This window comes from Patescibacteria group bacterium (assembly GCA_041675205.1).
Classification (GTDB): Bacteria; Patescibacteriota; Patescibacteriia; order GWA2-46-9; family GWA2-46-9; genus JBAYUF01.
The window spans coordinates 116,998-131,269 of sequence record JBAYUF010000002.1 but is presented as its reverse complement, the minus strand read 5'-3'; the positions used below and the strand labels follow the sequence as shown (position 1 = coordinate 131,269).

General features: G+C 50.6%; 13 protein-coding genes, 1 tRNA gene and 1 pseudogene. 1 reads left to right on the top strand and 14 read right to left on the bottom strand.

Annotated features, from left to right (window positions below; all coding sequences use genetic code 11):
* Positions 1-20 precede the first annotated feature (20 nt).
* The gene (locus WC052_01870; GenBank protein ID MFA7286392.1) at positions 21-1,337 is read left to right on the top strand and encodes an excinuclease ABC subunit UvrC; all 1,317 of its coding nucleotides are present in this window, start codon (positions 21-23) and stop codon (positions 1,335-1,337) included.
* Between the two features lie 209 nt (positions 1,338-1,546).
* Here WC052_01870 and WC052_01865 read toward each other — a convergent pair whose 3' ends face one another.
* The 14 genes and pseudogenes from WC052_01865 to WC052_01800 all read right to left on the bottom strand — a co-directional run bounded on the left by WC052_01865 (position 1,547) and on the right by WC052_01800 (position 14,135).
* Positions 1,547-2,044 carry a GAF domain-containing protein gene (locus tag WC052_01865; protein ID MFA7286391.1) on the bottom strand — a complete coding sequence of 166 codons (498 nt, stop codon included), beginning with the start codon at positions 2,042-2,044 and terminating at the stop codon, positions 1,547-1,549.
* Between the two features lie 4 nt (positions 2,045-2,048).
* On the bottom strand, positions 2,049-2,513 hold the full coding sequence (locus tag WC052_01860) for a PAS domain S-box protein (GenBank protein MFA7286390.1): 465 nt from the start codon (positions 2,511-2,513) through the stop codon (positions 2,049-2,051).
* A 262-nt stretch (positions 2,514-2,775) separates the two neighbouring features.
* Positions 2,776-4,632, bottom strand: a pseudogene (gene uvrB, locus WC052_01855) (excinuclease ABC subunit UvrB).
* Between the two features lie 118 nt (positions 4,633-4,750).
* Positions 4,751-4,993 carry a GIY-YIG nuclease family protein gene (locus WC052_01850; protein MFA7286389.1) on the bottom strand — a complete coding sequence of 81 codons (243 nt, stop codon included), beginning with the start codon at positions 4,991-4,993 and terminating at the stop codon, positions 4,751-4,753.
* A gap of 116 nt (positions 4,994-5,109) precedes the next feature.
* Positions 5,110-5,184: transfer RNA gene (locus WC052_01845), tRNA-Gly, on the bottom strand.
* 114 nt (positions 5,185-5,298) lie between these two features.
* Complete coding sequence (locus tag WC052_01840; protein ID MFA7286388.1) at positions 5,299-5,883, bottom strand: aminodeoxychorismate/anthranilate synthase component II; 585 nt, start codon at positions 5,881-5,883, stop codon at positions 5,299-5,301.
* Positions 5,880-7,451, bottom strand: coding sequence for a chorismate-binding protein (locus tag WC052_01835; protein MFA7286387.1), 1,572 nt, complete (start codon positions 7,449-7,451; stop codon positions 5,880-5,882). The genes WC052_01840 and WC052_01835 overlap by 4 nt, the downstream gene beginning before the upstream one ends.
* Positions 7,452-7,701: 250 nt before the next feature.
* Positions 7,702-7,995 carry a Trp family transcriptional regulator gene (locus tag WC052_01830; protein ID MFA7286386.1) on the bottom strand — a complete coding sequence of 98 codons (294 nt, stop codon included), beginning with the start codon at positions 7,993-7,995 and terminating at the stop codon, positions 7,702-7,704.
* A gap of 91 nt (positions 7,996-8,086) precedes the next feature.
* Positions 8,087-8,389 (bottom strand): chorismate mutase, encoded by a 303-nt coding sequence (locus tag WC052_01825; GenBank protein ID MFA7286385.1) that lies wholly within the window; start codon positions 8,387-8,389, stop codon positions 8,087-8,089.
* A 95-nt stretch (positions 8,390-8,484) separates the two neighbouring features.
* On the bottom strand, positions 8,485-9,258 hold the full coding sequence (locus WC052_01820; protein ID MFA7286384.1) for a response regulator: 774 nt from the start codon (positions 9,256-9,258) through the stop codon (positions 8,485-8,487).
* Between the two features lie 17 nt (positions 9,259-9,275).
* Positions 9,276-10,937, bottom strand: a complete 1,662-nt coding sequence (locus WC052_01815; GenBank protein ID MFA7286383.1) for an ATP-binding protein — start codon at positions 10,935-10,937, stop codon at positions 9,276-9,278.
* A gap of 67 nt (positions 10,938-11,004) precedes the next feature.
* Positions 11,005-11,619 (bottom strand): hypothetical protein, encoded by a 615-nt coding sequence (locus WC052_01810; GenBank protein ID MFA7286382.1) that lies wholly within the window; start codon positions 11,617-11,619, stop codon positions 11,005-11,007.
* Positions 11,620-11,726: 107 nt separating this feature from the next.
* Positions 11,727-12,893: a type III PLP-dependent enzyme gene (locus WC052_01805; protein ID MFA7286381.1), complete on the bottom strand. Its 1,167-nt coding sequence runs from the start codon at positions 12,891-12,893 to the stop codon at positions 11,727-11,729.
* Between the two features lie 129 nt (positions 12,894-13,022).
* Positions 13,023-14,135: a hypothetical protein gene (locus tag WC052_01800; protein ID MFA7286380.1), complete on the bottom strand. Its 1,113-nt coding sequence runs from the start codon at positions 14,133-14,135 to the stop codon at positions 13,023-13,025.
* Positions 14,136-14,272: the final 137 nt, after the last annotated feature.

Sequence of the window (14,272 nt, the reverse complement as noted above, 5' to 3'; positions counted from 1 at the left end):
TCCATTTCTCACATTGCACAATGAGCAGCCAGCAAAGTAGACTAGGACAGATGAAAGCCGCACCAAAAAACCTTCCTACTGCTCCCGGCGTGTACTTCTATAAACGCGCTCGCCGGGTTCTTTATGTTGGCAAAGCCAGTAATCTAAAAAATCGTGTTTCGTCTTATTTCCACTTGAGCAGCAACCACTCACCTGCCAAACAAAAGCTTTTAGCTGACGCCACATCGATTACCTATGAGGAAACGGATTCTGAAATCGAGGCGTTACTCCTCGAAGCTCACTACATAAAAAAACTCCGGCCGCCATACAACGTACTGCTACGGGACGATAAAACATTTCTTTCTGTCGTTATCACTGACGAGGAATACCCACGTATACTGCCGACGAGAAAAATTGGCAGTGACGGCACATACTTCGGCCCGTTTACTGATGCGCGAGCCGTAAAAGAAGCACTACGGGTCATTCGAAAACTCTTTCCGTACCGAACCAAGTGCGTGCCCTTCAAAGCTTCAGCGAAGGAGGGCGTGCCAAATAGTAGACGTGGTTGCTTAGACTCTCACTTAGGGCTTTGTCCAGGTGTATGCAGTGGACGAATCTCAGCTGTCGAATACCGAAAAAGTATTCGGCGAATTAAACTTTTTTTTGAAGGGAAGAAACGGTTGGTGGTTTCCGCTTTAAAAAGAGAGCGAAGACAGGTAGCCAAAAAAACAGATGACGAGTCACGCTTTCGTCTTCAGCGCATCGACCAGCAACTGCAATGGCTTGAAAAGGTCATTGTTATGACGCACATCCTACGATATGAAGAAAAAGCTGAAGGCGATGTTATTGAGCTGGGGCGTGTATTGGGGCTCGCAAAGCCACCGCACCGCATTGAAGGTTATGATATTTCACACGTCTCAGGCACGTTGACTACCTCATCAATGGTCGTTTTCACAGATGGCAATGCTGATAAGCGTGAATACAAAAAATTTAAGATTAGAACGGTCATTGGCTCAAATGATGTTGCGAGCCTTAAGGAAACATTTCGCCGACGCTTTGAGCACAGACCAGGTGGTACAAAAGAACCCTGGCTAATGCCTGACTTAGTAATTGTGGATGGAGGACGACCGCAACTGAGTGCCGCGCTTGAGGTGTGGCGCGAATTGCATTTAACCGTTCCGCTTATTTCGCTCGCCAAGCGTTATGAAGAAATTTTTATACCGAACCAAGTGTCGGCCATGGTCTTACTACGTACCTCTCCGGCACTACATCTCGTTCAGCGCGTTCGCGACGAAGCCCACCGTTTCTGCAAGAGCTACCATACACTCCTCAGAAGGAAAAAATTGTTGCAGAGATAATTATCTGCCAATATTTTAACCAGCTTCAAGTTTCAAAAAAGTTCTGAGCTCGGGGCACTGGAATTTTTGGTTCCAGTGCCCCGAATCTCGAGGAGTGCGCTTACGGAAAGAACCCCTTAACAGACCTACACCCAGAGGCGGATCCGCCTCAGACGAACTTTTCTTTGCTATCGAATCTTGGGCAAGCAAGAAAATGAACAAATTATTTCTTACTTCACCTGCAACTCCCTCTCTGCAATTTTGGCAAAATCTAAGAGGTCGCTAATATCTTGCGCGGTCATTTCTCGAGGCTTGGTGTCTTTGATACAAAAAACGCCAACAGGTAAATTACTTGAACGCTCACGCAAAGCAACGCCGGCGTAAAACCGAATGAATGGAGCGTTCACCACCATAGGATTATCGGCGAACCGGGGGTCCAATAATGTATCCGCCACAACAAAAACATAGTTTGCCAATAAGGCGTGGCCACAGAAGGAGACACTCCGTGCCCCTTCGCGATCCGGCGGACAAATATCGCCGCAGCACGACTTGTACCATTCGCGCTTACGATCAATCAGTGTTACCGCCGCCATACGAACACCGAAACGCGCCATAGCTCGCTTTGTTAACTCATCAAAACGAGCTTCTTGTGGTGTATTAAGTAATCCCAATCGCTCCAGAGCAACTAAGCGATCTTCTTCTGCTGGATGTCCTTGAGGAGCCTGCATATAGTTATATTGTGATAGTCGGCCGCACAAGAGACTCCATGCCGACAAAAAATTTAAGGGTGCCCGATGAATCTAGTACAGGTGAAATACGGAGCGCCGCCGTATACTGAGTGCCGTCTTTACGACGATTTATCACCCAAACGGCAATAGGGCGTTTATGAATTTTAACTTCAAGCCAGAGATTTTTATAAAATTGAATGTCCATCTGACCACCCCATAAGGATGGGCGCTGACCAATGACTTCTTCTATTGTATAGCCAGTCATGGCTTCCACCTGCCCGTTTGCAAAATGAATGACTCCATCAATGTCAGTAATAATCACCATATCTGCAATAGCTTCTAGAATGGAATTAACTGACCCGCAACGCCCGCACTTAATAGCCAGCGACGCCGAATACAGCTCCCCCTTCGCAAGTAGGCGGCTGCATTTTTGACAGCGAAATTCCCCCTCTTTTTTTCCTGCCTCCATTTCAAAAAATGAAAGGAGCTCGCGGCTCTCATACTAATGATGAGCTTCAGCGAGCTTCTAAAACAAAAATAGCACGTGGTTGCACGCGAAGTCAATTATCGTATGCCCGTGCTAACAAAACTCACCGGCAGTTGCTCTATGATTACTTCCGCGGCTTTTTCAGACGACCACCCCTGGTTGCTCGCGTAGTACCGTGTGCTTCGTCCATTATATCCACACTACTTGCCGAAGTAACCAAATCAAAATTATCTCGCAACGTTGCCCGGGGCGTAATATGATTTTTCTTGTTATAGGCCAACTGAATGGCGCGGCGGCGAATAACCTCATCAATGGCCCGCCGCATAGAACCAGTAATTTTGTCAGCGTACATAATTACTGCCCCGTCAGGGTGCCGCGCCGCTCGACCCATGGTTTGAATGAGCGTTGTTTCATTTCGCAAAAACCCTTCTTTGTCGGCGTCGAGTATTGCCACGAGCGACACTTCCGGCAAATCTAAACCTTCACGAAGTAAGTTAATACCAACGATGACGTCGTAGCGACCAGCTCGCAAATCTTTGAGTATCTCAATACGTTCCAGTGTTTCAACGTCCGCATGCAAATACTGAACCCGAATATGCCGCTCTGCCAAGTATTCCGTGAGGTCTTCAGCGAGACGTTTCGTCAGGGTGGTCACGAGTGTTCGCTCACCCCTTGCGACACGTGTCGTAATCTCCCGCTCTAAATCATCCAGCTGACCTTCAGTTTTTCGAACATCTATATTCGGGTCTGGAATGCCGGTTGGGCGAATCAGCTGCTCAGCCACGTGGATAGAAGCCGTACGCTTTACGCTGTACGCCGTACGTTTAGCAACATCCCGGAAACCGTGAGGGGCGCCGGAAAGTTGCAGCTCATATTCATTTGGTGTTGCAGAAACATAAACGAGCTGACCTACTCGCTCTGAAAATTCTGGAAAGTTTAATGGTCGGTTATCAAACGCTGACGGCAAACGCCAGCCATAATCGATCAGCATTTGTTTTCGCGACCTGTCGCCAGCATACATACCTCGAATTTGCGGTACACCAATGTGGCTCTCGTCCAGACAAGTGAGAAACCCTGGGAGCTTATGCTGCCGGGCTGAGAACCCAAAATAATCAAGCAGGGTAAAGGGTGGTTCACCCGGGCGGCGACCATCAAAATGACGTGAGTAATTCTCAACACCATTACAATAACCAGTTGTCTCCAAAAGCTCTAAGTCATAATTTGTTCGTTCTTCCAGTCGCTGCGCTTCAAGCAATTTTTCGTTGGCTCGTAGGTCCTGCAGTCGAACAGTTAACTCCTCACGAATTGCAGCTATCGCATCTTTTTGACCATCCACTGGCGTTACGAAATGTTTGGCCGGATAAATGTCGACGGTCGAGAGCGACACGGCTTTCCGTGCCTCGCCCGCTCGTTTCTCAAGCATATTCGGCAGCAAGGTAATCGACTCAAGTTTTGACCCATACCACTCGAAACGTAAAACATCCTCGCCGCTAACTGGATGCACTTCGACTATCTCCCCCCGCACCCGAAACGTACCGCGATGAAAATCGATATCGTTCCGCTGATACTGCAGCTGCACCAGCGACTTAAGAAATGCCTGCCGCCCCAATGTGTCACCCACTAAAATCGGCACCCGCTGCGACTGGTAATTCTCTGGTGAACCTAAGCCATAGATACACGAAACCGAGGCAACAATAATAACGTCTGACCTCGTTAATAACGACTGAGTCGCGGCGTGTCGCAGCCGATCTATTTCGTCGTTTATCATCGACTCTTTAGCAATATACGTATCGGACTGTGGAATATACGCCTCAGGTTGATAGTAATCGTAGTACGAAACAAAGTAGTGAACCGCGTTCTCTGGAAAGAACTGTTTGAATTCACCATAGAGCTGCGCGGCAAGCGTCTTGTTGGGTGAGATAATAAGCGTCGGCTGCTGCATGGCTTCAATGACTTTGGCCATGGTGTACGTTTTTCCTGAACCAGTAACGCCGAGTAGTGTCTGGTGCGTATTGCCGGCTTTGAGCCATGTCGAAAGTTGCCGAATAGCTTCTGGCTGATCACCGGTGGGTTTAAATTTGGAGTGGAATTTGAATTTCATAGTGTTAGCTCAGTATACACTGATGTACTGTCTGGAGCCTTGATACGGTAACCCGACAAACAAAGAAGCGTCCTTGTCAAAATGACCAAGACACTTCTTTGCAATGCAAGTGTATTTGCTATAAAAAATGTTTTCTAAGAAAAGCTCTTCCCGACCCCGTTTTTAGATAGTACTCAAAATTTTTTGCTGTTTTTGTATTTTCAAAAGCAAAATACACACTGAGTTTCCATGGTTTAAATTTTGACGTATGCCTAGATTTTCCTGAATTGTGATCCTCTATTCTTTGTTTTAAGTCTTTAGAAAAACCAACATAATGTTGGGAGGGTGATTTAACGCTTCGAAGTAAATATACGTAAAACATATAAGCCCGCCTTCGCTGCGGCTACGGCGCGCAGCTTTCCTTTTATTTTTGCATCCACGTTTCGATGAACCTTCAAACTGGTATTGGCGTAAGCCAGCTGAAGCTTTAGCGAAAGCTGGAGCGGGAGACGGGAGTCGAACCCGCGACCTTCTCGTTGGCAACGAGACGTTCTACCACTGAACTACTCCCGCAAGAGTAGTGGCATTAAAGCACAGGCTTCTTACCGATGCAACTACAGAGAACGTGAAGAAAGGCCGCAAACATACTAGTCTGCGGCCTCTCGAATCAATTGCTGACGCGCCTCCTTATCGCGTCTTCAGAAAATTGCTTACCAGCTGTTCACCCTCTTCGCTGAAGTATGACTCCGGATGAAACTGCACCCCGTATACATTGCGCGGGCCAGTGAGCGTTACGGCCATAACCTGACCGTCATCACTTCGCGCTGTTACGGTCAGTGCCTTACTTTGCGCAGCCGCTCCACTGTCCAGCACCAACGAGTGATACCGCATGGCGGTAAACGACGATGGTACTCCCACGAACAAAGCGTCGTCTGTTACCGTCACCCGAACCTCAGAGGTTTTGCCGTGCATCAGTCGCCCGGCTGGCACAACAGGAACACCCGCCCAGGAGCCAATGGCTTGGCAGCCAAGACAGACACCGAGTATCGGCACAACATCGGCCCAGCGGTCCAGTGCAGTCTTGAACGGCCGCACGTCATCCGGATGCCCTGGGCCGGGGGACAGGACAAGATGCGTGAAGCCATCTGTCGACATCACCTCATTTGTCCGCACGACGCGAACACTTGCCCCGGCTACTGCCAACAGTTGCACCAGGTTGTAGGTGAAGGAGTCGAAGTGATCAAGAAGCAGTACCCGTGGAGACTCACTCATCGTCCAGTACCTCCCGTTGCATGCTTGAGCACGTTGCCAATTGATCTTGCTTTCGTTAGCGACTCCTCGTACTCACCGGCAGGTGTTGAGTCGGCAACTACGCCTCCCCCTGCTTGCCAGTACATAGTTCCGGAATCTACCCACGCCGTTCGAATCGCTATGCCCGTATCAAGACCGTATGAGGTGAACCAACCAACAGCGCCGCCATATGGCCCACGAGCACACGGCTCAAGTTCAACCAGCAATTGACAGGCGCGAATCTTAGGCGCACCGGAGAGCGTACCAGCCGGCAAGCAGGTGAGAAACGCCCGAAACGGAGTAATAGCTTCGTGCAGTCGTCCGCTCACGTCGCTCACCAGATGCTGCACCGTGCTGTATTTCTCTACCCGCATCACTCCGCTGACGACTACACTCCCCGTCACTGTCACTCGGCCAACATCATTTCGCGCCAAATCAACCAACATGCTGTGCTCGGCCCGCTCCTTTGGATCTGCCGCCAGCTCCTGCCGCAGGCGCTCGTCTTCCACCGCATCGATGCTCCGCCGTCTGGTTCCAGCAATTGGTCGAATGTGCACGACATCACCACTGACTTTCACCATAACCTCGGGCGACGCACCAGTAAGCACTCGCCCGTCGCTAAGCTCAAGGTGAAACATATACGGTGATGGATTCATACGACGCAGGTGTCGGTAGAAGTCGAATGAATCACCAGAAAAACCAACACTGAACCGCTGCGACAGCACTATCTGAAATACATCACCGCTGGTGATATACCGTTTCCCGGTTTCGATCATCCGCTCGTAGACGTCCCGAGTCATGTTGCTCGAAATCTTACCATCCACGCCGGTCAGCTTGGTGAGCGGCTCGATTGGTTTTTGCAGATGACGGATCAGTCGACCGGCACGTTCGTACGCATCCCGATGCGCCGCCGCTACATTTTCGCTGCCGTTGAACTCAGCCAAAGCGACGAGGTAAACAAGCTGACGGGCATGGTCAAAGACGATTACTTCGTCGAACGCGACGAGATCAATCTCTGGCCAATCCAGTTTGTTCACGCTGTGCCGTGACACCGTTGGTTCAATGAGGCATACACCCTCAAAACCAACGTAGCCGATTGCACCACCAAGAAATGGTGCTCGACCAGGTTGCTGCAGTGGTGTTGTTGACTGCAAAAACGCTTCCAGATGCTCGAGAGCCATTCCCTCGGCAATTTCCACCCGACCCAGCCGTGGTTTCAATGCCGACCGTTCACCTCGCACGGTGAAACGGGCGCTCATCCGACAACCAACGATGGTGTAATCCCCCAAGTGCTGCCCCTGCGGCACACTTTCAAGAAATACTGTTGGGGTGGTGGCTCGACGGACGGATTGATACACCGCTACCGGTGTTACGTTGTCACTTGGCAACCCAATAACGACCGGCACCAGGTGCCTACCACCCACAGCAGCCATGCGCTGGAAATCATCGAGCACATTCGCCGCGTAATCATCAATCACACGCCATGCTCCATTCCAACAGCTTTCCATCCCCTCACCCATTTCACGATTCAGTGCTTCACCGTTTTTCATGTCGTTCTCCCTATTCCTTTTCTTTTCAAAAGGTTTTTGTTGTCAAAGGTTCATTCCGGCTCGCTACCCAAAACAAAACGCCCGCTCCAGAGAGCGGGCCAAAACTATTATTAACAATAACAATCTAGGCTCGCCCTCTGAGATAGAGAACGGACCACCAACGAGCGTTTGCTTCAATGTGTATAGAAATCATACTTTTCTTTGTTTCAGTGTACTAGTACAGTGAACTATAGCAGAAAGAGATGTGGTGTCAAGAACGTTCGGTCGGTCGTTGCAGCAGGCGCCAAAAACCGCCGGTCGGGTTTGTTAATTCTCTGGCACCCCGAGCAATGGTAGCCACCCCCACACCAAGCTCTTCGGCAATGTCGCGGTGCGACGCACCAGCCGCCAGACGCTTTACAATCTGCCAACGCAAGGCCACTTCATCAAGTTCGGCTGGGGTTAATACGTCACGCAAAAACTCATGCAGCAACTCCGGCGACCGCGCCGCGCGCATAACTACTTCCTCAACTTCACTAATGTACTTTTTTGTTACGTTCCCCATATCAATGTACTAGTACATTGTATTTAACAATAAAAAATCTAGCAAGGCGCGAGGGGGTTGATTTCGATCAGCCCCCTCGCCGTCGAACATCTTAGCTGCAGGCGGCCCACCCTGTTCGCGTAGGTGGTGGTAGTTTTTGTGCCGTCCGACAACGAAAAACGATCTTCTCCATCAGCTCCCGAACGAAATCATCCGGCAGCCCCTGCGCCTCTGCCAACTTCGTCACTGCTGCAATCCTCGCCTGCTCCACGGCCGGACGCACAATTGGCAATCCAGCAGCACGCTTGATCTCGCCGGCTTCAAGTGCCAACCGAAATCGTAAGGCGAGCAGACGCACGAACAAGGCATCGATCTCGTCGATCTCAACCCCAATACTTTCTAAGGTTCTTTCCATGACCTCTACCCTCCTTCCGATGGCTCAAAACAAAAAACGCATCAAAACGATGCGCGAATCTTAGCCCTTACAATATCGCTGGTCAATGTTGTTTCCTATCGAGCGATTAGTTCACGAATCTTGTTCACAATCTGCGTTGGGGTTACTCGCGCTTTTAGAAACACTTCCGTTGCCCCGGCTTTTTTTACATCACTCAACTCATCTGATTCGACAGTGTTCGAAAAAACAATGATTGGCGTCTTCTCCAGTTTCGGCGTGGCTCGCAACGTGGCCAGTGCTTCAAGCCCGTTCATGGCTGGCATAGCTATGTCGAGAAGTATGAGATCAAATGGTTGGGTCTGAGCAGTCTTCACTCCCCAGGCACCATTTTCCGCCACGGTACAAATAAATCCTTCTTTCTCAAATCGATGACGATACAATTCAACAATGTCCCGCGTATCTTCAATGAGGAGCACCCGCACTTGCTGCACCGCAGCACTCGCTGTGCGGCCACGAGCCAATACCGTTTCAATTTTCTCTACCAATTGACTCGGCGTAAGGTCAGACTTTACCAAGTAGTCGTCGGCACCGAGCTGCATGCCTTTTGTAATCTCTTCGTCTTGTCCCAGGTTCGAAAGGACGACAATCAACAAGTCTTTCAAGTCTGCATCCTGCCGCACTACTTTTAAAACCTCATAGCCATCGAGGTCTGGCATGATGATATCGAGCAAAGTGAGATCCGGTTTTTCTTTATGCATCACCGCAATTCCCTGCTTGCCGTCAGGTGCAACAAAAACCTGGTACCCCAACTCTTTAAACTTCGTGTGGTACATCTCGGCGAGGAATGCCTCGTCTTCAATGATAAGCACTTTTTTCTTTGCCTCTGCCATAGTTGTCTGCACTAAGCCTAGCGAACCATATCCTTCAAGGCAAGGATGGCTTCATCCGTCACACTAGGAAGCGGCACGGCAAAAGCGAAGGTGCTGCCCTTGTTCACGCCTGGGCTCGTCACCCAAATAACACCGTGGTGTGCTTCAACCATCATTCTTCCGACGTAGAGGCCAAGGCCAGTGCCACGGGTATTGAGGTTATTGCCATCCGCTCGGTTAAACTTCTGAAACAAACGTTTCTGATCTTCTGGGGCAAGTCCTGCACCGGTGTCTGTTACGGAAAACATGATGCTTGGCACAGCAATGTACGGCGGTCGTTTGTTGCGAACCACTTCAACCCGTACGGTAACCGACCCTTTCGGTGTGTACTTCACCGCATTATCTATTAAGTTCATCATCACCTGACGCAACTTCTCACCATCAAGTGGTAACACTGGTAACGCTTCTCTTGGTTGCTCGAACACCAACTTCAATTTCTTGTTGCCGGCTGCCGTCTGCAATTCCTCTGTGGCGGAAGCTGCTAGTTCTTCAAGCTTGGTTGGTGCCATATTGTACTTCATGCGACCCGATTCAATGCGAGAAATAGACAGTAAATTTTCAACCAGTTCAATCAGCCGATTGGCTGATTCATAAATTTTTCTGATTGGATCTTCTTGCTTATTCGGAATTTTGCCAAACGAGCCCTCAGAAAGCATTGAAACGTATCCCTTAATAACCGTGAGTGGTGTGCGCAATTGGTGCGACGCGATAGAAACAAATTCTGACTTCGCTTCGTCAAGCACTTTCAATTGCTGGTTAGCATCTTCGAGCTGTGTCGTTAGCCTGGTAAGTATTTGCCGCTGCTTCACTTCCCGAAGCATACTTCGAATAAGGAAGTAGGCGAGTACTGACGCCAGCACCAGTACGGTAATGTTTCCAGCAAGCTGAATATCGCCATCGGCCAAGAATACCTGCCCAAGCAAGATGAGCAACAAGAGTACAACAAATACCTCCGTCGCAATTACTGTAATATTAAGTAAGTTGTAACGAACAATGGCGAACGTGGTGAGGAGTAAAAAAATAATAACCCCCCATGGACCATACCGACTCGATAAAAAATCACCACTGACGAGCGGAATAATTAAATTTCCACCGATACCAATAATAAGTCCGGCCAACAGACCAAACGTGAGGTACTGCAACTGAATTCGCTCTAAGCTCTCGCTATGTCTAAGCTTTTGAAAAAGAAAAATGCAAACGACAGAAAATAAGGTAATGAAGTAGGAGGCTAAAATTGGGAATAAGACACCGGTTTGTACATCAATGCCGCCACTGCGCGGAATCACCGCTGCCACGATGAATCCCTGGGGAAGGTAAATAATGACGCCGAGTAATGCAGTGAGGGCAAGTAACACTAACTGAACTCCTTTTGAGATAATGCCCGTTGGCTGAGGAAAAGCCTCAACAAAAAGGAACAATGTATAAAAAATCAGGAGCGCTCCAAGATATGCTGTCTCGGCCCAAAAGTGAGAACTGAAAACATCAGCTAAATAGTTTGCGACTGTCCACAATACGATTGCGAGTGTTAATGAGAGAAACAGACGATTCGTACGCTGCTTCGAATCGTGCAAATAAACAATGAGCCCGATGAGTGTTTCGAGCACGATAAGAACAAGAGTGGCAATGAAGTACACGTTCATAATCGTCAAGTGGGGAGGTCGCGTATTCTTCGCAACCTCCCCACCAGTTTATCACACTTCTCCTCGCCTACATCCCCGCCATGACGTAAGCGTAGAACTCCGGCCGTGAGGCCAGCCAGTTGGCCTCGCCGCGAAGCCGGTTCATCCGACACCCGTACGTGAGCGGGCAGTCCGGTGTGTGCACTTCGCGGCTGCACCAGTAGTGCTGCCCGACGGTTTCGACCACCACCGGAATGCCGGCAATTTGGTCGAAAATCAAAATCCGGGTGGGTTCATACAGCGCCCAGATGTCGGTAAATCCGACGCTGTGGCAACCCCAGTAAATTGCCTTCACCAAAGCGTCGAGCACCGCCATTGCGCCGTCCTGGGCTTTCCGGCGGTACGCACGCTCGATACCAACGAGGCTCACCTCGACCGGTCGGGCACTGTGGGTGATACAGCCCGGCTCGAACGATTCGACCGGGAACGGTCGCGGGGCAACGAGAATCTGCCCCGCTGCCACGAGTTCACCCGCAGCCCGAACGCCGACCAAGATCTGTTGCGGCCAACGAAGGATTGGTATCACCTCCTCCTCCGGCCAATGCATTTCGTCGGTGCCGATTTCGTAGAGGAGCAGCCGCACTGCGGTCAGCTCCTCCAACGAATCGGCGATGAAAGGCTGAACCGCTTCATGCTCTGCCATCTGTCTACCTCCTCCCAATGCGCTCGCACGGGGTCTTTGTTGTGAATTGCCGTGTTTCAAAAACGGCTGCTTACCATAGTCCTTTTTGTGAGCGCTGTCAACGCAGCCTACACAACGTGCACCTTGGGCTGCTTATTTCCGCAAAATTTCGAGGCATACATAATGCTATACGCGCCTGTTTTCAAAAGGTAGATTCTGTCCCCCACACCAATATCGGCTAGGTTTACGTGCTCTATAATAATGTCATCACCATCACACGATGGGCCGGTGAGAGTAAACATTTTTTTCTTGCCGTTACCGTTACTCACTCGCTTGGCACTCCCATTCACCTTATTCACTGGTGCATAAATTTCATACGCAAACCCTCGCGAACTTGGCTCAATTAATTCTAGTAGCCCGTTGAACGCACCGAGGTCACAGAATAACCAATTGTCCCGCCCTCGCTTAGTACGACCAATGACCGTCGTCACCGCGAAACCAGTGTCAGCCACCATTGCTCGTCCCGGCTCTGCCCAAATTTCTAAACCAGGCAAATACCGTTTCACACTTTGCTGAATGGCACTGAAAATTGTCTCAAGCGATGGCACATCTTTCGTGTAGCACACAGGGAAACCACCACCAATATCAATAACCTTGAGGTCGTAGCCACTTTTCTGTTTGAACGTATTCACCAGAGCTGCCGCTCGGCGTATACCCTGTTGCCAGTTCTGTACGTTTGAACATTGCGACCCAACATGAAATGCCAAGCCATATGGTACCAACCGTTGCTCTACAGTAAATTGCAGCAACCCCAACACTTGTGACGTCTCAGCACCAAATCGTCGCGACAACGGCCACTGACTACCTTTGTTGCTGGTGCGGAATCGAATGAAGACATTGCTGCCTGGTGCGTAGCGAGCCAACTTCGAAATTTCCATCATCGAATCTGCCACAAAATGGCGGACGCCAATGCGGTACGCTGCCCGAATCTCCGCCGGAATTTTTACTGGCGTCGTAAAAAACATCCGCTCTGGGCTTACCTTTAATTTTCTGAGAAGTCGAATTTCACCCAGTGACGCCACGTCAAAATGAGCACCCTCTTGAACTAAAACGTGCACCACAGCCGGAACGGCATTTGATTTTAATGTGAAAAAAATCTTCACGTTTGGCAGACCGCGGCGGAACCGTTGATAGTTCGCCGCCACTTGCCGCTTACTGAACCAGAACGCGGGTGTTTCCCGCGTTTCGCTTTTTGCTATGAGTGGCGCCAGTCCAAGCTCTTTTGTTTTTGCCATATAAACAGGCGAAATTGTAAATTTCATAGTGAATTATAGCACATTTTCCTGAACTTTTCAATAGAAAAAGAGCTTCGTGTGTTCACGAAGCCCCTTTCCCTCCAAACGAAATGGGCGCTGCCAGTCCTCCTAGAAAGGCAGCGGCATTGATGCTGTGCAGCCGATGCCGCTCAGCGTGAAATCCTTCCCGAGGTCACCCCCGGGCTGGGAAGAGTACATAGTGTCGCAGGTCAGCCACCGAAGCGGCCCTTGACCGTAGATGCCGAGGCCTGCGCCCCAGCTACCATCGGTCCCGACGCCACTGACACCGACGAGTTCAACATACTTCGCCAGCGGGTTCCAATGCCTCGGGAGCAAGGGAACATCGACGCCGAAGAAGGCGTCGATCGGGCGAATGGTATCTTCGCCCGAGATGGAAATATTCACGACACGAAGGTCGGCTGAAATCTCCACCTTGCGCAGCCACTCGTCCCACGAGGACTCACCACTGGCAAGGCCCATGGGCACGAACGGATGTACCGTCGCACCCAGCCGGCCGAACCAGAGGTTCGACGTGGAGTTGGTCCGGTAGACCTCACCGCTGTCGAGGTCGAGCGCGTCAACGCTGCTGTCGTAAGATGCGACGTTCAACGTCGCACCAAAACGCAGCCAATCGCGCTCGCCCATCTCGTAGAGCATCCCGAGAGTAAAGTCCCAACCGGGTTCCTCGTGAGCCTTCACGAGGTCGAGGTCGCCGAAGTCAGGAATCTCGGTTGAAATCCCAACCTTATTCTCGCTTCCAGGCAGGACGCCGATGACGCCGATGGACAAGCCATCGATGCCGACGGACGCCAGGTCCCACGCCAACGACAGCCGCCAGCGTGACGTTTCGAACGCAAGGTCGAGGTCGCTCGAGGGCAGCTCACCGTCAACAGCGGCGTTGACGTAGTTGAGCTGCACGACCACCGGCTTGAAGCCAGCGGTGATCGTACCGGAGTAGATGGTGCTTCCGTAGAAGTAGGCACCACCGACCGACGCCCAGTCGTCGAGGCCGAGATCGAATGTTTCGGTGAGGGTGGCCGGATTGGCCCACCCCCACTCATGAGAGGTGTAGGCAAGCCTCGCCCCGCAATCGGGGTAGAGGCAAAACTCGGACAGCAATGCGATCTGACTCCCCGCTCCAGCCGAAGCCGGCGCAGGAGCGAGGGTCATGGTGATGGACGCCAAGATGGCGCCAAGGAAACGAACGAAGAACTGACGCATCTAGCGTCTCCTTTGCCCTGAACGTATGTCAGAGCGGTTGTCTGCAGTTATTGTTAGAGTGCGAGCCGGAATCGAACACGATAATTTAGCTGAAAACTGCCACAAAGTCAATAGTTTATATAAAGAAGTATCGGCCG

Bases quoted from the DNA above. Each gene is read 5' to 3' on its own strand.
- WC052_01810 (MFA7286382.1), bottom strand. From the start codon at position 11,619: ATGGCAGAGCATGAAGCGGTTCAGCCTTTCATCGCCGATTCGTTGGAG.
- WC052_01800 (MFA7286380.1), bottom strand. From the start codon at position 14,135: ATGCGTCAGTTCTTCGTTCGTTTCCTTGGCGCCATCTTGGCGTCCATC.
- WC052_01825 (MFA7286385.1), bottom strand. From the start codon at position 8,389: ATGGAAAGAACCTTAGAAAGTATTGGGGTTGAGATCGACGAGATCGAT.
- WC052_01830 (MFA7286386.1), bottom strand. From the start codon at position 7,995: ATGGGGAACGTAACAAAAAAGTACATTAGTGAAGTTGAGGAAGTAGTT.
- WC052_01870 (MFA7286392.1), top strand. From the start codon at position 21: ATGAGCAGCCAGCAAAGTAGACTAGGACAGATGAAAGCCGCACCAAAA.
- WC052_01860 (MFA7286390.1), bottom strand. From the start codon at position 2,513: ATGGAGGCAGGAAAAAAAGAGGGGGAATTTCGCTGTCAAAAATGCAGC.
- WC052_01850 (MFA7286389.1), bottom strand. From the start codon at position 4,993: ATGTTTTACGTATATTTACTTCGAAGCGTTAAATCACCCTCCCAACAT.
- WC052_01835 (MFA7286387.1), bottom strand. From the start codon at position 7,451: ATGAAAAACGGTGAAGCACTGAATCGTGAAATGGGTGAGGGGATGGAA.
- WC052_01805 (MFA7286381.1), bottom strand. From the start codon at position 12,893: ATGGCAAAAACAAAAGAGCTTGGACTGGCGCCACTCATAGCAAAAAGC.
- WC052_01865 (MFA7286391.1), bottom strand. From the start codon at position 2,044: ATGCAGGCTCCTCAAGGACATCCAGCAGAAGAAGATCGCTTAGTTGCT.
- WC052_01820 (MFA7286384.1), bottom strand. From the start codon at position 9,258: ATGGCAGAGGCAAAGAAAAAAGTGCTTATCATTGAAGACGAGGCATTC.
- WC052_01840 (MFA7286388.1), bottom strand. From the start codon at position 5,883: ATGAGTGAGTCTCCACGGGTACTGCTTCTTGATCACTTCGACTCCTTC.
- WC052_01815 (MFA7286383.1), bottom strand. From the start codon at position 10,937: ATGAACGTGTACTTCATTGCCACTCTTGTTCTTATCGTGCTCGAAACA.